Origin of the sequence: Paenibacillus bouchesdurhonensis (genome assembly GCF_900155685.1) — a bacterium.
Lineage (GTDB): Bacteria > Bacillota > Bacilli > Paenibacillales > Paenibacillaceae > Fontibacillus > Fontibacillus bouchesdurhonensis.
Genome location: NZ_LT732548.1, coordinates 3,892,869 through 3,913,314, shown reverse-complemented (window position 1 = coordinate 3,913,314; position 20,446 = coordinate 3,892,869). Strand labels below are relative to the sequence as shown.

The following is a 20,446-nucleotide window of genomic DNA, read 5'->3' as shown; positions in this document are numbered from 1 at the left end:
GAAGGACATGCTTCGGCTGTATATAGTTTTAATAGAGAAGAAGTGCCGCTGAAGTGCACTCTTTTCTTTTTTAGGTTAATAAAAGAAATAAGGTGGGCCAATAATGAAGATACTTAAGCATAAATCTGTTGCAGCAGCTCCGGTGAGTCCAAAGGATGATCCGTGGGATCCGATTGTCTCTTTGCGCGAGTTCGGACATCATGTTCTGACGAGTGTGGAGTTGACGGTCACAAATTTATGTAATATGCGCTGTGAGCACTGTGCCGTGGGAGATAGCCTGGTGCTGAAGGAGCCAGAGCAGATACCGCTGGATTTGATCCTACGGCGTTTAGATGAAGTGGAGCATCTGCGGACGATTAGCATTACGGGGGGCGAACCAACCTTCCGCAAGCAGATGGTGGATGAGAAAATCGTGCCTATTTTGAAGTATGCGAAAGAGCGGGGAATCCGTTCTCAAATCAACTCCAACTTGACGCTCGATTATGAACGGTATGAGAAACTGCTCCCATACTTGGATGTTATGCATATTTCTTTTAACTATACGAATGAGCAGGATTTTTATGAGGTGGGCTTTGCGAATAGCGGACATCCCGTGAAGAAGGAAGTCGCTTCTAAGCTCTATCATGCGATGATGGAGAATTCGCGAAAATTAAGCGAGGCTGGGATGTACATCTCAGCGGAGTCGATGATCAACTATCGCACCCATGACAAGCTGCCGATGATCCATAAGCTAATTACGGAAATGGGCTGTCAGCGGCATGAGGTTCATCCGATGTATGCGTCCAATTTTGCCAAGGGACTTCCGGTATTATCTCTGAATGAGATGCGTCAGGCGATTCATTCTCTGCTCGATGAGCGTAATAAAGAGATATGGATGCTGTTCGGGACGCTGCCGTTCTATTCCTGCAACGACAATGAAGCAGATCGCGCTCTGCTCAAGCGGCTCCGGCAGGAACCGATGGTCACCGTACGCAACGATCCTGACGGCAGGAACCGGGTAAACGTGAACATGTTTACGGGAGATGTATTTGTGACGGATTTTGCAGACATCCCTTCTTTTGGCAACGTGCATGAGGAGGGATTGGATGATATTTTTGCCAAATGGCTGAACGACCATCCGCTCAATCAGAAAGTAAATTGTTATTGCGAAGCGGCAAGCTGCTGCGGTCCGAACCTGCTCGTTGCAGATATGTACTATAAGGATATCGACTTTAAATCTCGCAAAGCAATCACACTTTAGGAAAAGAGGCGCTGCACCTATGCCCGATGGACATACGGAAATTGAGGCTGGCAAGCTGGTATTTAATTTGGTTCTAGTTATTATTTTAGTACTTTTGAATGGATTTTTTGTGGCTGCTGAATTTTCGCTGGTTAAGGTACGTCAATCCAGGTTGACGCAGCTCGTTAGCGAAGGCAACAAGCGTGCTGCATATGCGCTCAAAGTAAATAAGAAACTGGATGCCTATTTATCGGCCACTCAATTAGGAATTACGTTGGCCTCGCTTGGGCTGGGGTGGGTAGGTGAACCTGCCATTTCGGAGCTGTTAATCGAGCCGTTGATGCATAAATTTGGCGTAACGGATGCTACGCTCATATCTACGGTTTCTGTAGCGGTTGGATTTGCGATTATTACGTTTTTGCATATTGTTATTGGAGAGCTTGCTCCGAAGTCGCTGGCAATTCAGAAGTCCGAGGCGGTATCCTTATGGCTGTCTGCTCCGCTCTTGTTCTTCTATCGGTTGTTCCTTCCTGTCATTTGGCTGCTGAATTCAGCGGCCAATGGGTTATTGCGGTTGATTGGCATAGAGCCGGCTGGTGAAGGCGAAGCAGCCCATTCGGAGGAAGAAATTCGCATCCTGATGGATCAGAGTGCGAAGAGTGGCGTCATCGACCAAGACGAGATGAAGCTGATGGATAATCTGTTCGATTTTTCCGACTTGCTGGCCAGGGAGGTCATGCTGCCGAGAACTGACATGAATTGCTTATATACCAATCTGCCTTGGGAAGAGAATATGAAGATCGTGGAGGAAACAAAGCACTCCCGGTATCCGGTCGCCGTAGAGGATAAAGATCAGATTATCGGATTTGTGCATCTTGCCGATCTGTTGCTTCCTGACGGAGGAAGCTCCCATGATCTTGCAAGTATAGTGCGCCCGATCCTGAATGTGCCCGAATCGATGGAGGTCAGCCATGTGCTTCGGCTCATGCAGAAGAAGCATTCCCAGTTAACTGTTGTCGTAGATGAGTATGGAGGGACAGCAGGATTGCTTACGGCCGAGAAAATATTGGAGGAGATTGTCGGCGATCTTTACGATGAATTCGATGAGGATCGTGCAGAGGTAGAGAAGCTGAGCGACGGCACCTTTTCCGTGGATGGTCGGATGCTGATCGAGGATGTAAACGACCTGATGGGTGTCATCATTGAGCATGATAAAGTAGACTCTATTGGCGGATGGCTGTTCAAAGAACTGGACGGCGCACCGGCTGTAGGGAGAGCGGTACGAATAGAGGACGTTATCTTTGAGGTAGCCGAGGCTGAGCCGCTTCGCATCATGCGGGTGAACATTAAGAAGGCAAGTGAACAGGCGAAGGCCGGGGGCTCTAATATGGAGTCGGCGGACAGGGAATCATTGGATGACAATGTGCAAGAATACGAATCGAAGGAGTACGAGCCTGGCGTTTAAGGTTAACTCTTATCGGGGTGAGGATAATCACCTTGGTAAGAGTTTTTCTGTTTTCTTGCTGTTTTTTTGCAGAATTGTTGCGGTTGGAGGTTCATATTCTAGGCGAACGTCATATGTTAATGGTGAGGATCAGGGAGCTGTGTCTCCTTGAAAGCTTGAAACATTTAAATTGACAGAAGGAGGAGCGATCGTTGAGTCACTCGTTGAGTCATCCCCAAGAGCAAGTCTGGGCCCCTTATATTGGCCCATTTGACCCCTGTCCGCCGATATTGTGCAAGACATATAGTACTCCCCCCCAACTATTTATGAACTTTCAACCGCTGAATCTCCCCCAGTTCTGCCCGGAAGATGCGTTAAGACACGGAACATTATGGCCTGCACTTTACAGCCCCTATGAGTCCAGATGGGGAAAAGGAAGGTGAGATAATGTCACACAAAGACAACCTGGATCCACAATTTTATGAAATGCTTGAAAAGCTGCAGGCCCTCGATTTCGTCCTTGTCGAACTTAACCTGTTCCTTGATACGCATCCCGAAGATTTAGCTTCCATACAGCAATATAATCAGCTTGTGCAAGAACGTACTCAGCTTGCCAACCATTTTCAGCAGCTCTATGGTCCCCTGATGAATTTCGGGCATTCTTATTCTAAATTTCCTTGGGAATGGTCAAAAGTACCGTGGCCATGGCAGGTATAATGCCTGCCTTTATGCCTTCTGCTGAAAATGAATAAGGAGGGGAATACGAAAAAATGTGGGTCTATGAAAAGAAGCTCCAATATCCGGTACGTGTAGGGAAATGTGATATACGAATGGCAAAGCTGTTGCTTGAACAATATGGCGGAGCTGATGGCGAACTTGCTGCTGCCCTGCGTTATTTGAATCAGAGGTATACGATACCAGACAAAGTCATAGGGCTGTTGAATGATATTGGCACGGAAGAACTTGCCCATCTGGAAATGATTGCCACCATGGTGTATAAGCTGACCAAGGATGCGACGGTAGAGGAACTTGCTGCTGCCGGATTGGCGCCTCACTATGTCGCGCACGACAGTGCGCTGTTTTATGAGAATGCTTCCGGGGTACCGTTTACGGCCGCCTATATTCAAGCCAAAGGCGATCCGATTGCTGATCTGTATGAGGATATCGCGGCAGAAGAGAAGGCGCGGGCTACATACCAGTGGCTCATCGATATGACCGATGACTGCGACTTGCAGGACAGCCTCAAGTTCCTGCGTGAGCGGGAGATTATCCACTCGCTACGCTTTCGCGAGGCGGTAGAGATTTTAAAGGATGACCGGGGGAAGAAGAAGGTATTTTAGCGGCATTCTAATTTGAAATGAAGGTAGTTTGCGATGTCCAAATCCAAACACGGAAAAGCGTTGTGGACGCTTCCCTCCAGTGGCCGCGGTACCTGTTCGGTATGCAGGAGCACGCGCATCAAATTGCTGTACGCTCTGGGGAGGCTTTGAAAGTGTGCAAACGCTGTTTCCATGCTCCTCAAGAAAAAATCGACGCTGCCGGTGCGGCTGGCGTGAGGTAAAAGGCGGTGCGACCCGACTGCGTGGTAATTAGGAGAACTTTTTAGCAGAAAAACAAATAGGAGCTGTCCCATAAGTCCCTAAAATAAAAAAGTTGGAGGGAAAACTTAATGTTTCCGCTCCAACTTTTTTTGTGACACTACTTTTGAGGAAAGTAGCGAGACGGATGCCTGCTACTTTCAGGAGGTTATGGGCTAAAGCTACAATCCCAAATTCCACATAAACCTTGTCCAAGCCCCGCAAAGAAAATCTGCGGAACGATCGATTGCCCTTGATGTGACCAAATACGCTCTCTACCTCGACTTTACGCCGGGCATAGATCGCGGATTTCTCTTCACATTCAAGGGCTGTTTTGGCCTTTGCTTTTAATTCTTCCCAGATCGTATTCCAGTGAACCTGGCGATTTCCTTTCGCTGTGGTGCATGCTTGCTTCAAGGGGCAGTCGCTACAATCTTCACATTCATAGATTTTAAAACTTTGTTCCAGACCAGATCGGTTCTTTTTCGTCTGGTACTTTTTGAACGGGACATATCTGCTATTGGGGCAAATGAATCGATCATCATGTTCCTCGTAGATCCAATTTTTCGCATGCTTGATGTCCTTTTTGTATCGTTTGCTTTGTTCCTTGAGGTAGCTCCCGTACGGAATGAGAAAATCAAACCTCGGCTCTTTTTCTTCGCCAACCGCATACAAATAATTTTCCTCACTGCCATACCCAGCATCGGCAGTGACGGTTTTAGGCATAGGTAAAGAAGAGGCTGCTAGCTTCTCCAGATGTGGAATGAAACAGCGCGTATCCGTCGGACGTTGATGAAGACTATAAAATAAAACAAATTGGTTTTCGGTGGCCATCTGCACATTGTAGCCAGGCTTAAGCTGACCATTTTTCATGTGGTCTTCTTTCATCCGCATAAACGTAGCATCCGGATCGGTTTTGGAGTAGCTGTTGCGATCTCCGAAACAAGCTTTTTGTGCGTCATATTTGGCTAACCGTGGAAGAAAATCCTCACGAATGAGCCTCAGTGGCTTCTTCAAGGCACTACGCTGCATCCGCATTTCTTTTCGGTTGTCAACGTTACTTTCCTCAGCTATTTGTTCCGTTAAGGACTCGATCTTTTCATCGAGTACGGATGCAGCTTCTTCTAATTGAGCGGGCAGTTCTTCTGACGCTTTATCCCCATGCCCACCTGCTTCAAGCTCTGTCATCTTATGAATATGACAAAGCGTTTCTTGAATCTTGTCTTTCAGTTTTTCTTCAAATTGCAGCGTCGATTTTTTCCACACAAATGAATACTTATTGGCATTCGCTTCGATCTTGGTACCATCCAAAAAGTAGTTCTCCATCGTAATGTAGTTTTCTTCGATGAGTTTCACAATCATCGTTTCAAAAAGCTCATCCATGAAGGCCTTCTCGAACGCCACGGAAATCATTAATGGTGCGGAAATCGGGTTGTTGCATTGCGGCTAACCACATCGCTGGGATGTTTTCTTGGAGTAGTTTTTCGATACCACGGCAGGAATACACTTTTTGTGAGTAGCCATAAAGAATCACTTTCAGCATCATTTTCGGATGATAAGAGCTACGGCCACCACCCGTATAATACGCAAATAGTTGCTCATCAGGAATCGCTTCGATCATTTCATCTATGACACGCGAGACATGGTCAACGGGGATAAATTCTTGAAGATCAAAGATCATGTGGATCTGCTGGTTATCGTAGGTTTTGAAAGTAGGAACAAAGCTCCGTTTAGAAGTAGCCTTTTCTTCAATATCTCCTAGAGGAAGTGTTGGCTGCGTGTTATAATGTTTAGTAGTAGTCGTAAGATTACTCATAAAAATCGTCCTTTCTGTAGGTGTTGGTGTGGTAACTTTCATTTTACAGGAAAAGACGATTTTTTTGTGCATGTTTTTGGGATTCAACACAAACGGGGCTGCCAGTAGTCAGTTTTCACTGACTTTCGTATTATTAGGTTAACCAGGGTTTTCTGGTTGGCCTTTCTTTATGGTTGTTTTACGATGGTGGTAGCCGGGAAAACGCAACTGACTTTGGGGGATTCTACCCCGTTCCAGAAACTGTTTTCCCACTACTCCAAATAAACATGTTTGAGCTGGTTGAGGGAACGACCTCGTATCACAAGCGAAGCTATGGATTTGGAACCATCGTGGGAGTGCCGGAAATTGATATGTAGGAGGTTGTTATGGAGCCAGTGGTAGGTGTGGATGTGGCAAAGGGATGTAGTGTGATGCAAGCCTTTACGAAGAGGAACGAGCCTTACGGGAAGTTGGAAAGCATCTCGCATGATGAGAATGGATTTGAACGATTAGGTGAGGTTTTAGCGGGGGGACACGTGGCAACGGGGATTACCCCAGTAGTCGTGCTAGAAGCGACAGGGCATTACCATAAGCCACTTGTCGCCTATCTGAAGCGCAGCGGATGGACGCACTTCATCGTTAATCCATTGCAGTCGAAACGGGCAAAAGGAACTCAATTGCGCAAGGTGAAGACGGACGCTACAGACACATGGCATTTAGCGGATATGTATTACCGTGGAGACGTCGAACCGCATCGTACGTGGGATAAGGCGTTTACAGAACTGCAGCATGTGACGAGACAACATGAGTTTGTGACAGACATGTTCGTGCAAGCAAAACTGAATACCAGAGCGTTGCTGGATCAAGTGTTTCCAGACTACGAGAAGATCTTTTCTAATCTGTTTTCGATTACCTCACTAAGCGTGCTGAAACGTTGTTTGGAAGATGATAGTGAGAATCTTATGGAAGTGATTCAGGAAGGTGTCGGGAAATCCCACTCCAAACGTTGGGTGGAAGAAAAAGCGGAACGTATCGAGGTGCTCTTGTCCATCTGGAGGGATTATCCGATAAGCAGAGCGCAAACGGTAATGTTAAGCAGCATGGTCACTTTGTTACTCACGTTCATCGAACAATTAGGCGACCTTGAGAGACAGATGAATCGGATCGCATCGACTTTACCCGAGGTAGAATGGTTGAAAAGTATTCCCGGGATTGGGGATAAATTGGCTGCGGCGATCGTTGCAGAGATTGGGGACATCCATCAGTTTGAAGACGCCAAGCAATTGGTCGCTTATGCCGGCTTAGACCCTACAATCTATAGCTCTGGGAAATTTACTGCCACAAGTTCGAGAATTACCAAGCGTGGATCAAAAAGGCTTCGACGTTCCTTGTATCTAGCGGTGCAATGTGGAGTCCGGAAAAGTGCAAACCGAAGGATCTGGAGCTATTACGATAAGAAAAGAAAAGAGGGCAAGCCCTATAAGGTGGTTGTGATTGCTTGCGCGAACAAGCTGCTCCATCATATTTACGCCATCCTTAGTAAGAGCCAGCCTTACAAAGCATAATCCCATATTTAACCATATTCCTTCTGCACAGAAGGAATATTTGTCATGCAATGAAAACATTATACCAGCAATCTTATTTAAATTAAAGCAAAATGCTTGACAAACATTAGCTGGTTTCTGGACAGCCCCTTTGTTTTTTGAGGAGTTAATACTAATTTTACGGGAGGGGTTGCACACGAACAATATGTACGCCTACGGATCGTAGCTCTGGAAGTCCGGAAATTCGCACATCTCGAGTTGATCATTACGATGGTATCAAGCTGCCGAAGGATGCGATGGTAGAAGATCTGAAGGCAGTGGTATTGGTTTCACGTTACATTGCGCACGACAGTGTGCTGTTCTATGAGAACGCTTCTGGCGTGCCGTTTACAGCCGCCTACATTCAAGCGAAGGGCGATACGATCGCCGACCTTTACGAGGAAAACATTGCGACAGAGGAGAAGGCGCGAGCTACATATCAGTGGCTCATCGACATGACCGATGACTGCGATTTGCAGGACAGTTTGAAGTTCCTGCGGGAACGGGAGATCATCCACTCACTGCGTTTCTGTGAAACGGTGGAGATATTGAAGAATGGGCGGGGAAAGAAGAAGGTATTTTAGAGAATTTAGTGTTGAATAGAATTAGTCTATTGAGTATTTATGAACCGATAGCCACCTATTTTTGACTCGGATAAATAACAGGAATCTCGAAGCCTGCTAACCTATACTGATGGTTAGTGGGCCTTACTTCGTTCATCTGTTCATCAGAATCATATGGACAAAGTAATTTTAGTAGCGAGGGCGCAGTTGTATTCTTACGATCCAACCTTCCAACTTGTTTTCATTTTGAAAAATTACTGGCATTCGATTGATTTATCTCAGACATAAGACAAGCCGGCTCTGTCATAATAATAATATAAGCTACCTTCGCAAGTTACGAAGGGAAAGATATCTTTCCTACAGATGAATCCTTGCTTGAGATGCACTATTTGACAACAATGAATATTACCTGCAAAGTGACTGGCCTTGTCCAGAATTGGTCAGATTCGGCTTGTTTTTGGTTTTTTTTCTAGATCGTCTCTGCCCCATCCTTAAGTTATTCCTTATGTTTTTAGGCGTGTTTATACAAAATTTCAGATCAGATTAAACCCATTTTAGAGTTAAATCACTAATCTTTATCTTGCTGTTTCATTTTTTCTAAGTCTATTAATTTATTTATTTGGTTCGAAATGTATATTAAAATACTGATAATAATAAATAAAATCATGAATAAAGTTTCAAGGTTACCATCAAAGAAATGAATCCGAAATATAGCTAAAACACCTAGTAAAATGTAATAAATCACAATGGAGGAAGCCATGTATATAAAAATCAATTTACAACATCCCTTCAACAGTTTTTTAGGACGCGGAGAGTTCCCGCGTCCATTTTGTCAATGTACTGATTAATAAGTAAAGTTAAATCTGTCAGTAAATTCTTGATATCCTGATCCAGAAAAAGAAATACTAAAATAATTCAAAATAGTTGAAACAATTCCTGGAATGATTTTGTGTGCATAACCTAGAGAAACAGAGCCAGTTGTACCTTGATAACTTTTGGACACTTTTACTGTCTGCTTTATATATCCATCTTGCTGGCTATCCACAGCCAATAAGTCAATTAGAACTGAATTTCCTTCATTTTGTTGATTCTGAATAGAGTTAGTATACTGGTGAGTAAAAGGATCATTTCTCCAATTATGGACACTATAAGGAGAACCAAATGGAGTAACTTGGGATTGCCAAGACATAGCTAAAGTATCTGTAAAAGCAAAATTAGGTCTGGACTTCCATACATACTGAGCGTAAATATCATAAGTATTTTCTGTAGTTCCTGATGCCGTCTTAATCGCGAGGCCATACAAACTAAATTTACTATCATTATAATCTTGAATACTAATCCTACTATTGGTAATATCATTTCCGTCTTTATCAATAATTCTTTCTTCAGGATCTAACTGCTCAACTTTAATTTTTATTCCACCATTACTTGCAATTTCCTTTTTTAATTTTGTGGATAAAGGAGCCAATTCATCTTCAGTAAAACCCATCATCTTTAGATATTGGTCTACTTCTTGATTATTCTTAGAAAAGGCATCTTCTAAAGGAGCAATAAGGTCATTTTCATTTGGTGCTGCAGATGCAGGAATAGAGAAAACAACCATTAAAAGAAGAGTAAAGAGAAATATTGAGCTTCTTTTCAATTTGTTCACCCTCCATGAAAGTTAAAATTTGGCGGCCACCCAGCTCTAGATTACCATATATGTAAACTTTAGTAAATCCAAATAGTGATAAGTTAGTAATTTAATCCTATTAAAACTTGCTAAAGAATTATTGTTTCATTGTGGTGATACTCCATTTTCTGTTAAAACTCAACTGAAATTTTACTATGAGAGTGATAAATCGAACAGTAGTTATCTATTATTTTGAAATGTATAGTCATATCTTCTTAATTCAAGAAATAGATGATACCTGTCTCAATCAACAAATAAATATTTATAAAGACTAATTATTTAAGAAACTTCTAAATATCATAATAAACCATACAAATTACTGCATCAAAATAATGATTGATAACTTGTAGGCACCGAGGAGTTGGCTCATCTGGAAATGATCGCCACCATGGTGTATAAGCTGACCAAGGATGCGACGGTAGAGGAACTGAAGGCTGCAGGAATGGATCCTTATTATGTCAATCATGATAAAGCTCTGTTCTACGAGAACGCCGCAGGCGTGCCATGGACCGCCACCTATATACAAGCCAAGGGAGACCCCAACGCAGATTTATACGAGGATATCGCGGCAGAGGAGAAGGCGAGGGCTACATACCAGTGGCTCATCGACATGACCGATGACGTCGACTTGCAGGACGGTCTCAAGTTTCTTCGGGAGCGGGAAATTATCCATTCTTTGCGCTTCCGCGAGGCAGTGGAGATCCTGAAGGATGACCGGGGGAAGAAGAAGGTATTCTAGCGGCATTCTAATTTGAAATGAAGGTGGTTTGAGATGTCCAAATCCAAACGCGGAAAAGCGTTGTGGACGCTACCCTCCAGAGGTCGCGGTACCTGCCCGGTATGCAGGAGCACGCGCATCAAATTGCTGTACACGAGAAAAAGCGGCCTTGGGCAGGTTTTGAAAGTGTGCAAACGCTGTTTCCATGCTCCTCAGGAAAAAGTTGACGCTGCCGCCGGAGCACTTGGCGTGTAGTAGGTGCGGTACAATTCGCCTGCGAGGGTAATTAAGAGATTTTTATAGTAGGAAAACAAAGAACCTGTACAACGTGCAGGGTTCTTTGTTTTTTCTAGAGTTTTCTGGAGAGTAAATACAATTGCGGGAGAGAGTTGCACACGAATAATATGTACGCTTACGGATCGTAGCTTTGGAAGTCCGGAAATTCGCACATCTCGAGTTGACCATAATGGCGACGTTTAATTGAACAGTTAATGCTCCCTTCAGTGTTACTATTGTTAATAGACTTTATTAATCCTAAGTATGTAGGTGCAGGTCATCAAGATCAGATAATAGTGGTTATTGGTCTGATTCTTTCTTTGAACTTTCTTATATCCATACTAGTGTGCTGCACCATTTCTCTTATTGATTGCCTGTGATAGGTTTGATTAGAAATAGAGGTTGGGGCGGCAATCATACCGGAGATTTAAGAGATTAACACAAAGAGTTTCTAAACTAAAGAGTTCAATTGAGTTTCAATTATTAAAAATAAGAGTGAGCTCGATTTCGATATAGCTCACTCTTGGTTTTTACTTTATATTATTTCCTTTGACTAAAATTATTGTAATAATGATCGAGAGTAAAATAATTATGATTAGGCTTATCATCTGAACAATGTTTTCATAAGGTGATGGTATGTTGATTTGTCCAAATATTAAGTTTTTAAGTATATAATAAAAAAATTGGAATACTCCCCAGAAAACTAGTGCTATGACAGCCCAACTTTTTACCTTATTGATAGTATCACCATGTTTCTTTATAGAATTAAGTATTTATCAATTTCTTCAGCTATTTCTCCACTATCTTGAAAGTTTTTGATTAAATCGATATTCTCAAATCCGTTTGTCTCTTCAACAACACGTAATTCCAAACGCAATGAGTCGCCAACTTTGAAGCGGTTAGATAAATCATTTTTAAATACCCAGTTGACTATGTCACCATCGTTGTCATTAAATCCAAAGAGAGTATAGTCTTTATCACTGTCATACTCAATGGAAGAAATTGCATTTCCAAGGTTCCGGTTCTTGTAGGATTATGTAGCACATGCTGTTCATGAGTAAGTGTTTTTGAGACGACATCATTATTGTTAGGATCAGAAATGATTACAGCTATTTTAGCAGTAAACATATTTATAAAGTCAGTTTCACCAAAAGTATGGCGCCTCACTATGTCGCGCACGACAGTGCGCTGTTTTATGAGAACGCCGCACCGTGACGGCCGCCTATATTCAAGCTAGGGGTAATCCGATTGCTGATCTGTACGAGGATATCGCGGCAGAGGAGAAGATATTCTAGTAAATTGAATTAGGGATTCGTTAGCCGATGGCTTCGAATCCCTTTGCAATTGTTTATGATCTGCTTCATTGGTTTTTCTACTGTAACAATCTGGTATAATAGAGCTTGTACATGGAACGGGCTTGAAGGACGGTCGGCTAATCTCCCGGAAGGGGGGGGATAGCCTGTGGAGATTAAAGACGCTTTAACGATCATGATCCGTTTTGGTGGGCTTATTGTAGCGCTGCTGACGCTGGTAGTGACTATCGTTGTAGCGATTAATCAAAACACAAAGAAATAGACCGCCCTAGGGATTAGGATTGCGGTCTATTTCGATTGCATGAAATCCTGCAGCCGACCGCTCTTTAAAGCGGTAAGTGTACGGGGAGCCGTGTTGCTGCACGGCTCCTTAACTATTTTTATCATAGCATAAGCTAATTTATACCTCAAGCAGGAGCTCCGCTTTGATTCAGCCAGAATTAAGCAATAGCGCTGCATTCTCACAGAAAAATTTAAGAAAACTTTAAGGATTTGAGATCGTCCATCTTAAGATATAACGGTTAAAATAGACTTTACCTGCTGGACATGCTGAACAAGATTTCTACCTTGTATGGTATATTTAAAACAGAGTTGTAGCAATGATATAGAGTAAAGCAGAGGTGTAGATCATGGCCAGAGAGTCGATTCTACTCGTTGATGATGAGAAGGAAATTATTGAATTGATGGAGATTTATTTGAAGAATGAGGGATATATCCTCTATAAAGCTTCCAACGGCCTAGAGGCTCTTTATATTTTGCAAATCCATGATATTGATCTTATTATTCTGGATATTATGATGCCTGAGATGGATGGCATAGAGGCCTGCATGAAGATCAGAGAGCAGAAGAACACGCCGATCATTATGCTGTCCGCGAAAAGTCAGGATATCGATAAGATCGCAGGGCTCAGCATCGGAGCCGATGATTACGTGACAAAGCCGTTTAATCCGTTGGTATTGGTTGCCCGCGTCAAGTCTCAGCTTCGGAGATATAAGCAATTGAATCCTCAAGAACCGAACAACAGCGATCACGAAATCGTCATCGATGAGCTGGTGATCAATACCGCGACTCATACCGTAACCGTAGAAGATCAGGAGGTTAAACTGACTCCCCGCGAATTTGCGATATTGGAGATGCTTGCGGTGAATCAGGGAATCGTGCTTAGTATGGACAAAATCTATCAGCAGGTATGGAATGAACCGTTCATGGATTCCAAAAATACAGTGATGGTTCATATTCGGAAAATTCGTGAAAAGATCGAAAAGGATAAGCAAAATCCGCGCTTTATAAAAACCGTATGGGGCATCGGTTATAAAATGAAGTCATCAAAGGAGTTGTAACATGATCCGTATCAGATTGTTCGATTCCCTCAGATGGAGATTTTTGCTGATCCATATTATAAGCAGCCTGCTGACCGCGCTAGTCGTGCTGCTTGGCAACTTGCTGGCAAATTACATTTTGCAATTCAATAAGATCAATACTGTGCTCGTATGGATCATTAACCATGTTGGCTCCATGCCTGTCATGATCGTATCGGGGGCTGCTTTATATTTATTTTTCTATTACATCTTAAGCAGACCATTGGTTCGATACGCCGGTGAAATTGCGGCTATTCTGCAGCTTATGGAGAACGGCAAGTTCCATAAACCGGCACCGGTGCAATCCCCGAATGAACTTGGTCTGATCGCTTCCCACGCAAATCGCGTCGCCGAAGAGCTGAACGACTATTTGCGGGAAATCAACCATGGACTTCAGGAAATTGCCAAAGGACATTTCCAGTACGATATCCCGGTCAAGCCGGATCATGATCTGGGCGAGATTGCTAAGAGTATTAACGAAATGAGCGCGCAATTGCACCACTCCATACAGGAGGAGCGGAAAGCGGAGAAGACGAAGAATGACCTGATCACCGGGGTATCGCACGATCTGAGAACTCCGCTGACATCGATTCTGGGCTTTTTAGAGCTGATCGAGAAAGACCGCTATTTCGATGAGGTCGAGCTTCGCTACTATATCGGCATTGCCTATGAAAAGTCCGTGACGTTAAAAAATCTCATCGATGATCTATTCGAATATACACGCATTAATAACGATATGCCGCTGGATCTGAAGCGGATCGACATGAGTGACTTTTTCCGGCAGCTTGCCGAGGAGTTTGTGCCTAATTTGGAGAGCGCAGGTGTATCCTGCCGTGTCCATGCACCTGAGTATCCCGTCATTATAAAAGCCGATGGAGATCATCTCGTTCGCGCTTACGAGAACTTAATCTCCAATGCGATTCGTTATGGAAGTGACGGCAAACGAATCGATATTTACATTCAGGAACGGGATGACAAGGCCGTCATTCAGATCGTGAATTATGGCGAGCCTATCCCAGAACGTGATCTGCCGTTTATTTTCGACCGATTTTATCGTGCCGATAAGTCCAGATCCAAGCAGACCGGGGGTGGAACGGGACTTGGGCTTGCCATTACGAAAAGCATCATCGAGGTTCACGGCGGCACCATTTCCGCGAGCAGCAGCGAACGGCAGACCTGTTTTGAAACGATACTTCCAATAACCCAATAATGCGAATTCTCCACCCTTCACAACCGTGAAGGGATTTTTTGTTATTTTTATCCCTTTAAATGATAAGCAGTTGCACCGTTTTAATTAAGGATTTGTTAAGGATTCCGATGCCATTTATTAAGAAATCTATTATACGGTTATAGAAGTCAATCCTCACTTCAAGACTGTCTGACACGAAAGGAGTCGCACCATGTTGAATAGAGCAGTACGTTCTCATCTGCCTAAACCGAGGCTCGCTATTATACTCAGTGTACTTATCTTCGTCTTAGCAGCCTTTCTGAGAATAGATTTTCTCACATCTGTCAATCACAAAGTATCCCATGATTCCATTTATTACGACGAGATGGTGAGGCAGCTGCTGGAGACAGGGATTTATGCCTACAAAGATACAGAGCCGAATGCACAGGTTACGCCGGGATACCCGTTATTCATGGCGGCGATCTACAAGCTGGCCGATTATCAGCATCATGATCCTTTTCCAGCGATCCGGTATGCCCAGGTCGTGATGAGCCTCCTTACGCTTTGGCTGATCTATGCTATCGCCAAAAGGCTTGGCGGACGAACCGTCGGCATCGTAGCCTTACTTATTGGAGCCATATATCCGCCATTTGTATGGAGCAATGGTAGCATTCTCACCGAAACCTTGGCGACATTGTTCTTTATGGCCTACGTTTATCTGCAACTCATTGTATTTGAAAAAAAGACATCTGCCTATGCTTTGCTGGGCGGAGCCGTTATGGGACTTCTCGTGCTGATCCGGCCTGAATTTTTGATTCTCCTGTTTCCAATCTATGCTTTTCATTATTTTTGGAAGAAAGAAAAACGAACGACCTTAAAACTATTTTTGTTTACCGTCATCGGAACCGCCGTGGTGCTATCTCCATGGGTGGTGCGGAATATAATCACGCTGAATGAATTCGTAGTCGCCTCTACTCAAGTGAATCCTTTTCAGGCAGGTACCTACCCAGACAAGAACTATGATGATGGATTGGTAGATCGCCGAGGGAAGACGCAAATGGAAATTGCCAAGGAACGATTGAAAATCGGCTTTACGGAGCATACATGGGAATTCGTCAAATGGTATACGTACGGCAAGCTTAAACATACGTACTCCAAAATGTACTTTGGCAGCGGTCACGAGCCGCTATACCCGGTGATTCCGATTTTACCGTGGAGCTGGCTGAACTGGCTGCATCGCGGGCTTGTGTTCTCTGCTTTCGTCTCGCTCTTCGTATTTGCGAGAAAGTGGAGGCAGCCTGCAGTGATCCTTGCCATTATTCTTGTGACGATGTCGCTGGTCAGGCTCGTTTTCGTGCCGGAATATCGATACAACTATACGGTCATGCCATTCATGATCATCGTGGCCAGCATCGTTGGCGTCGCCATGATCCGTAAATGTCTGCCCGTCAAACAACATACTGTCTTAAGTACAGAAAGGAGCGTAAACGATGCTTCACCATCGCCATCATCACCTCAATCATGACAAGATTCTAGCCATCGTACCTGCCTACAATGAGGAGGAAGGCATTGAGCAAGTAATTGCTTCGCTGCAGAAATACGCACCTTATGCAGACATTCTAGTCGTCAATGATGGTTCAACGGATAATACAGGGCTGCTTGCTGAGAATGCCGGAGCAGCGGTGCTTCACCTCTGCAGCAACCTTGGGATCGGAGGCGCGGTACAGACTGGTTATCGATATGCTTCAGAGAACGGTTACGACTATGCTGTCCAGATTGACGGCGACGGCCAGCATAATCCCGCTGATCTTGATAAGCTGCTGTGCTGCATGCAAGAGAATGGCACGGATATGGTCGTAGGCTCCCGCTTTATCGAGAAAGAGGGATTTCAATCCACGTTCGCTAGAAAGCTGGGCATTGATCTGCTTGTTGGTCTGGTTACACGATTGACCGGTAAACGAATTACCGACCCTACCTCGGGCTACCGATTATGCAACCGCAGGGCGATTGCTTTGTTTGCGCAGGAGTACCCTACAGATTATCCAGAGGTCGAGGCTCTTGTGCTGCTCGATAATTACCAGTTGTCATTTCAAGAAATTCCTGTAGTGATGAAAGAGCGGCAAGGGGGCGTATCCAGCATCTCGCCTCTTCAATCGATTTACTATATGTGCAAGGTGATTTTAGCCATTCTTATGATGAAGACAAGGAAAAAGAAAGTGTGGGAAATGCGTCATGAAACCTGATATTTATTTGTTCAGCTTCTTAATTAGCCTTAGCTTTGCCGCGACGATCCTTTATCTCATTCGCAATCAAAAGCTGAAGGAGCAGTACGCACTGCTGTGGCTGACACTTAGCGCCATGATGATGATTTTGACGTTGTTTCCATCCATCCTGGATGATTTGGCAAGACTGATCCGCATTGATTATGCCCCATCGCTGCTATATTTGCTTAGCGTGGTCGGGATTTTATTTATTCTGCTGCATCTTACGATGACTGTATCCTCACTTGCCCAGCGCAATGTGGAATTGATCCAGACCCTTGCCCTGCATGAGCGTAAAATCCAGGCCTTGATGAAGCAGAACGAGCAGCCCGAGAAGGAGGCACGAACAGGAGGACAGCAAGCGTATGATTGAAAAGTGCAAAGGAGTTTATACGATGATGAAGATTAAGAAAGCAATTCTAGCTGTAAGCATTGCCGCCTTCCAAGCGGCATTTGTTATGCCTGGCTCTGCGGCTTTTGCGAATGAGATGCCGGATGGAAACACGGGTTCACTGGTCTTATATCTAAATAGCCGAAAAATGGAGCAAAGCGGCGTGGAGTATACTGCCATTCGCAACGCAACGGTAAAGCAGGGCGTAACGTATGTCAGCTTACGCTCGATAGCGGATCGTTTAGGCTACAAAGTCGAATATGACGAAAATACGAATGAAGCGCTGGTCAGCAGCGGCGATGCATCGGAAGCAAGATTCAAAGCAAATCGTAATACGTATACCGTGAACGGCGTCTCGTATTCAATGAATGGTACTCCATATATGGATGAAGGTGTACTCATGCTTCCGCTGCGATCCTTCTCGGCAATATACGGGATCAAGATTACGTTGGAGGGAAGCAAAGCAACTCTTGAGCTCCCTGACGCGACCGCATCTGATCCCGAAGCTGAACCAGAGCCGGAGCGCAAAAATGAACCTCCTGTAGCCTTATTTGCAACGGACAAGCATAAATACCGCATGGGAGAATTCATTCGATACGACGATCAGAGTACGGATGATGAGGAGGCTATCGTTGAACGTAAATGGGATAATAATCTGCCTGCCTTCTTTGAGCCTGGCGTAGTCGAGGTGACTCTGCAAGTGACCGACAAACATGGCTTAACCTCCACTTACAAGCAGCAGATTGAGATTACTGCAGAGCAGCTGTATACGAAGGAAGAGTTTGATCGCTTGTTCACGCCAATAGGCAGTAATTTTGAGATTGAGGGAAACTCCGTGCTGTCCTTCGATGCCTTGCCCTATACATACCGGACAGAGCCGTATACTTTGTTTCGCGCAAGCGGCCCAGAGACAGTAAATCGTGAGGGTATCCTATATCAAGACATGATCGAAGGGACTACGCTATTTATGATTCATCATAAGAACAACCTTGGAGAAAAAGCGAAATTCTATGTCGTTGCCGAGAACAAAGGCGAGTCTCCTGCGAGCGTCAACATAGGCGGTTTAGGCTTTGCCGGCCCTAGCAATTATCCTGAAGTGGCGGGAAGGTTGGCCGCAGCAAGATATTTCGAAACGATGATTAGCGGCAATGCCAGCCAGAGCATGACCTTTGCGCCGGGAGAAAAAAAGCTCATATTTGCGGAGCTGAGTACATTCGCCGTGCCAAACGGCGATGTCGTGACACTGAATGCCGATCTTGTAAGCAATGGCCCCATTCAATATACGGTGCTGATCGTCAAGGCAAACCATGATCCATTGGAGGCGCTCTACAACCTGCCCCATCTTGATCCGCAGGAATCGATCATACGCGGTACTTTCAAGGATTCGGCCCGCATATTCGAATATAACGAGCTGGTAGGGACAAAGCCGGAGCGGCTGCCGCTAACCGACAATACCACCGATCCTTTTCAAAGAGGAATAGATGGGATTAAGCTGACCGACGCTACGAACTCCGGCAATTACGGCGTGCTATATTATATCGTTCTTAACCGTGTCGCCCCGAATACGCTGATTACCTTCAACCCGCGCGGCGGGCTTTACTCTGGTGCAGCGAGAGTGAATAACGATGTCGTTCATATTAAGCACATTGGTTCTACTAAGGACAGCACCAGTGTCCTCTATCGAACAGGTGATCAAGAAGAAAAAGTAGAGTTATGGATTACCCCTGCAGCAGGCAGCAATTTGCCATTTACGTTTCTGTTCTTGCCGCTGCCTGAGGTGAGAAACTAAGTTTGATCTTCACGATTACATTGCCGCAGCATCTAAAAAAGGGTTTGCTTCGAAGCCTGATCACTAGGCTTCCGAAGCAAACCTTAATCAATATTGTCTCACTTGGATTTGACTTCAACGGCGAAATTACGAATAGCACTGATGTAGATGGAACGGTACAAAGGCGCAGATTTCTTCTACGAGGAAGCCATGGCATCTTTTTTAGTTTTGTGTACTGTACCGTGCGGGTGCTCGGGCGGTGCATAAATCACATATACTTTGAGCGGCTTGTTCCCCGTATTTTTTACATTATGCCACTTGCCGGCAGGGACAACAATCGCATAGTCTTCATAAACATTTCTGACGAAATCCAAATTATCCTTGCTGTCCCCCATTTGAACAACGCCCTGGCCTTCTTCGATGCGTATGAATTGGTCGGTTGTTGGATGAACCTCTAGTCCGATGTCATCCCCCACATTAATGCTCATTACGGTCAATTGGAGATGATTCCCAGTCCATAAAGCGGTTCGGTAATTGTTGTTTTTTTCAGTAGCCTGTTCAATATTGACTACAAATGGATTTGGCCCGTAATCTTTGTTTCCTCCATCATTCCGAGAATCTGTTTGCATCGACGGCTGTGCGTAGCATTGTTGATGGTTTCTAGGTACATGATTAAAATAATACAAAGGTGTGTTGGTATATTGGAAATAAGGATGAGGGTACAACGGTTGTTGGGGATAAGCATACATTGGATAAGGATACACTGAGCGAGGATAAGAACCAGATGAATAACGCATTTTGAGAAGCCCTCCAAAAGTTTTATTACCCATCATATGCCCAATTTCTAATTAAGTGCTTGGGATAAAGACACTTGAAATTGTGCGAAACTTTAAATAATATATAAGCATAATGTTATATACTTATATATTTATTGTTTTAATATTCTAAAGAAAGGGACGGGATCTAATGGAGAAATTGATTGATGCTGCCGATAAACTCAAACTACTTGGTGATAAAACTAGACTTACCATGCTAACACTCCTTAAGGAGAGAGAATGGTGCGTTTGCGAGTTTGTCGATATTTTTGATATGTCCCAACCGGCTATCAGCCAGCACTTAAGAAAGTTAAAAACGCAGGGGATTGTAAATGAGGAGCGGCGCGGCCAATGGGTTTATTATTCCTTGAATGTAGAGGATAAGCCGTATATTAATAACGTGCTAAAGGAAATGCCAAGCTCCAAGGAGATTCTTTCAGCGTTGAATAAAGAGATCAATTGCGTCTGTGAATAGAGATATTTAAGTATAGAAATGCGATACTTACACTTTTTAATCCTTTATAT

Annotated in this window: 19 protein-coding genes and 3 pseudogenes; 18 read left to right on the top strand and 4 right to left on the bottom strand. The window is 44.2% G+C overall.

Annotated features, from left to right (window positions below; translation table 11 throughout):
* Window positions 1-103 precede the first annotated feature (103 nt).
* The 5 genes from yfkAB to CZ379_RS21790 all read left to right on the top strand — a co-directional run bounded on the left by yfkAB (window position 104) and on the right by CZ379_RS21790 (window position 4,003).
* On the top strand, window positions 104-1,240 hold the full coding sequence (gene yfkAB, locus CZ379_RS21810) for a radical SAM/CxCxxxxC motif protein YfkAB (protein ID WP_110933543.1): 1,137 nt from the start codon (window positions 104-106) through the stop codon (window positions 1,238-1,240).
* A gap of 19 nt (window positions 1,241-1,259) precedes the next feature.
* A complete protein-coding gene (locus tag CZ379_RS21805) occupies window positions 1,260-2,684 on the top strand; it encodes a hemolysin family protein (protein WP_110933542.1) in 1,425 nt (474 codons plus the stop codon).
* 203 nt (window positions 2,685-2,887) lie between these two features.
* A complete protein-coding gene (locus CZ379_RS21800; RefSeq protein ID WP_110934501.1) occupies window positions 2,888-3,106 on the top strand; it encodes a spore coat associated protein CotJA in 219 nt (72 codons plus the stop codon).
* A 4-nt stretch (window positions 3,107-3,110) separates the two neighbouring features.
* Entirely contained in the window at window positions 3,111-3,380 is a 270-nt protein-coding gene (locus tag CZ379_RS21795; RefSeq protein ID WP_110933541.1) for a spore coat protein CotJB, read from the top strand.
* 53 nt (window positions 3,381-3,433) lie between these two features.
* Window positions 3,434-4,003, top strand: coding sequence for a manganese catalase family protein (locus CZ379_RS21790; protein WP_110933540.1), 570 nt, complete (start codon window positions 3,434-3,436; stop codon window positions 4,001-4,003).
* A 249-nt stretch (window positions 4,004-4,252) separates the two neighbouring features.
* Here the strand turns inward: CZ379_RS21790 and CZ379_RS21780 are convergent, their stop codons facing one another.
* Window positions 4,253-5,623 (bottom strand): IS1182 family transposase, encoded by a 1,371-nt coding sequence (locus CZ379_RS21780; protein WP_199925726.1) that lies wholly within the window; start codon window positions 5,621-5,623, stop codon window positions 4,253-4,255.
* The gene (locus CZ379_RS21775; RefSeq protein ID WP_234404977.1) at window positions 5,616-6,056 is read right to left on the bottom strand and encodes a transposase; all 441 of its coding nucleotides are present in this window, start codon (window positions 6,054-6,056) and stop codon (window positions 5,616-5,618) included. Before CZ379_RS21775 ends, CZ379_RS21780 begins: the two co-directional genes overlap by 8 nt.
* A 365-nt stretch (window positions 6,057-6,421) precedes the next feature.
* Between CZ379_RS21775 and CZ379_RS21770 the strand changes: the two genes are divergently transcribed.
* The gene (locus CZ379_RS21770) at window positions 6,422-7,600 is read left to right on the top strand and encodes an IS110 family RNA-guided transposase (protein WP_110933537.1); all 1,179 of its coding nucleotides are present in this window, start codon (window positions 6,422-6,424) and stop codon (window positions 7,598-7,600) included.
* 219 nt (window positions 7,601-7,819) lie between these two features.
* A pseudogene (locus tag CZ379_RS21765) lies at window positions 7,820-8,202 on the top strand (manganese catalase family protein); the annotation flags it as partial.
* 823 nt (window positions 8,203-9,025) lie between these two features.
* On the opposite strand, the gene CZ379_RS21755 reads toward CZ379_RS21765, so the two are convergent.
* Entirely contained in the window at window positions 9,026-9,823 is a 798-nt protein-coding gene (locus tag CZ379_RS21755; protein WP_110933534.1) for a hypothetical protein, read from the bottom strand.
* Between the two features lie 376 nt (window positions 9,824-10,199).
* Here CZ379_RS21755 and CZ379_RS21750 point away from each other — a divergent pair.
* From CZ379_RS21750 to CZ379_RS21710, 10 genes and pseudogenes are all read left to right on the top strand, one after another.
* Window positions 10,200-10,592 (top strand): annotated as a pseudogene (locus tag CZ379_RS21750) (manganese catalase family protein); the annotation flags it as partial.
* A 33-nt stretch (window positions 10,593-10,625) separates the two neighbouring features.
* A complete protein-coding gene (locus CZ379_RS26810) occupies window positions 10,626-10,826 on the top strand; it encodes a hypothetical protein (protein WP_110933533.1) in 201 nt (66 codons plus the stop codon).
* Between the two features lie 1,176 nt (window positions 10,827-12,002).
* A pseudogene (locus CZ379_RS21740) lies at window positions 12,003-12,133 on the top strand (manganese catalase family protein); the annotation flags it as partial.
* A gap of 175 nt (window positions 12,134-12,308) precedes the next feature.
* Entirely contained in the window at window positions 12,309-12,422 is a 114-nt protein-coding gene (locus CZ379_RS26805) for a putative holin-like toxin (protein WP_234404976.1), read from the top strand.
* Window positions 12,423-12,789: 367 nt separating this feature from the next.
* Window positions 12,790-13,500, top strand: a complete 711-nt coding sequence (locus CZ379_RS21735) for a response regulator transcription factor (protein ID WP_110933532.1) — start codon at window positions 12,790-12,792, stop codon at window positions 13,498-13,500.
* 1 nt (window position 13,501) lies between these two features.
* Window positions 13,502-14,728 carry a sensor histidine kinase gene (locus CZ379_RS21730; protein WP_110933531.1) on the top strand — a complete coding sequence of 409 codons (1,227 nt, stop codon included), beginning with the start codon at window positions 13,502-13,504 and terminating at the stop codon, window positions 14,726-14,728.
* A gap of 190 nt (window positions 14,729-14,918) precedes the next feature.
* Complete coding sequence (locus CZ379_RS21725) at window positions 14,919-16,211, top strand: ArnT family glycosyltransferase (RefSeq protein WP_234404975.1); 1,293 nt, start codon at window positions 14,919-14,921, stop codon at window positions 16,209-16,211.
* Window positions 16,177-16,929: a glycosyltransferase family 2 protein gene (locus CZ379_RS21720; protein ID WP_110933530.1), complete on the top strand. Its 753-nt coding sequence runs from the start codon at window positions 16,177-16,179 to the stop codon at window positions 16,927-16,929. Before CZ379_RS21725 ends, CZ379_RS21720 begins: the two co-directional genes overlap by 35 nt.
* A complete protein-coding gene (locus CZ379_RS21715) occupies window positions 16,919-17,320 on the top strand; it encodes a DUF2304 domain-containing protein (protein WP_110933529.1) in 402 nt (133 codons plus the stop codon). The genes CZ379_RS21720 and CZ379_RS21715 overlap by 11 nt, the downstream gene beginning before the upstream one ends.
* A gap of 22 nt (window positions 17,321-17,342) precedes the next feature.
* A complete protein-coding gene (locus CZ379_RS21710) occupies window positions 17,343-19,127 on the top strand; it encodes a copper amine oxidase N-terminal domain-containing protein (protein ID WP_199925724.1) in 1,785 nt (594 codons plus the stop codon).
* Window positions 19,128-19,303: 176 nt separating this feature from the next.
* On the opposite strand, the gene CZ379_RS21705 is transcribed toward CZ379_RS21710, so the two are convergent.
* Window positions 19,304-19,903, bottom strand: coding sequence for a cupin domain-containing protein (locus CZ379_RS21705; protein WP_234404974.1), 600 nt, complete (start codon window positions 19,901-19,903; stop codon window positions 19,304-19,306).
* Between the two features lie 169 nt (window positions 19,904-20,072).
* Between CZ379_RS21705 and CZ379_RS21700 the strand changes: the two genes are divergently transcribed.
* Window positions 20,073-20,396, top strand: coding sequence for an ArsR/SmtB family transcription factor (locus CZ379_RS21700; protein WP_110933527.1), 324 nt, complete (start codon window positions 20,073-20,075; stop codon window positions 20,394-20,396).
* Window positions 20,397-20,446: the final 50 nt, after the last annotated feature.

Coding starts and splice junctions, on each gene's coding strand:
- yfkAB (WP_110933543.1), top strand. CDS start 104: ATGAAGATACTTAAGCATAAATCTGTTGCAGCAGCTCCGGTGAGTCCA.
- CZ379_RS21805 (WP_110933542.1), top strand. CDS start 1,260: ATGCCCGATGGACATACGGAAATTGAGGCTGGCAAGCTGGTATTTAAT.
- CZ379_RS21795 (WP_110933541.1), top strand. CDS start 3,111: ATGTCACACAAAGACAACCTGGATCCACAATTTTATGAAATGCTTGAA.
- CZ379_RS21790 (WP_110933540.1), top strand. CDS start 3,434: ATGTGGGTCTATGAAAAGAAGCTCCAATATCCGGTACGTGTAGGGAAA.
- CZ379_RS21780 (WP_199925726.1), bottom strand. CDS start 5,623: ATGGATGAGCTTTTTGAAACGATGATTGTGAAACTCATCGAAGAAAAC.
- CZ379_RS21775 (WP_234404977.1), bottom strand. CDS start 6,056: ATGAGTAATCTTACGACTACTACTAAACATTATAACACGCAGCCAACA.
- CZ379_RS21770 (WP_110933537.1), top strand. CDS start 6,422: ATGGAGCCAGTGGTAGGTGTGGATGTGGCAAAGGGATGTAGTGTGATG.
- CZ379_RS26810 (WP_110933533.1), top strand. CDS start 10,626: ATGTCCAAATCCAAACGCGGAAAAGCGTTGTGGACGCTACCCTCCAGA.
- CZ379_RS21735 (WP_110933532.1), top strand. CDS start 12,790: ATGGCCAGAGAGTCGATTCTACTCGTTGATGATGAGAAGGAAATTATT.
- CZ379_RS21730 (WP_110933531.1), top strand. CDS start 13,502: ATGATCCGTATCAGATTGTTCGATTCCCTCAGATGGAGATTTTTGCTG.
- CZ379_RS21725 (WP_234404975.1), top strand. CDS start 14,919: ATGTTGAATAGAGCAGTACGTTCTCATCTGCCTAAACCGAGGCTCGCT.
- CZ379_RS21720 (WP_110933530.1), top strand. CDS start 16,177: ATGCTTCACCATCGCCATCATCACCTCAATCATGACAAGATTCTAGCC.
- CZ379_RS21715 (WP_110933529.1), top strand. CDS start 16,919: ATGAAACCTGATATTTATTTGTTCAGCTTCTTAATTAGCCTTAGCTTT.
- CZ379_RS21710 (WP_199925724.1), top strand. CDS start 17,343: ATGATGAAGATTAAGAAAGCAATTCTAGCTGTAAGCATTGCCGCCTTC.
- CZ379_RS21705 (WP_234404974.1), bottom strand. CDS start 19,903: ATGCGTTATTCATCTGGTTCTTATCCTCGCTCAGTGTATCCTTATCCA.
- CZ379_RS21700 (WP_110933527.1), top strand. CDS start 20,073: ATGGAGAAATTGATTGATGCTGCCGATAAACTCAAACTACTTGGTGAT.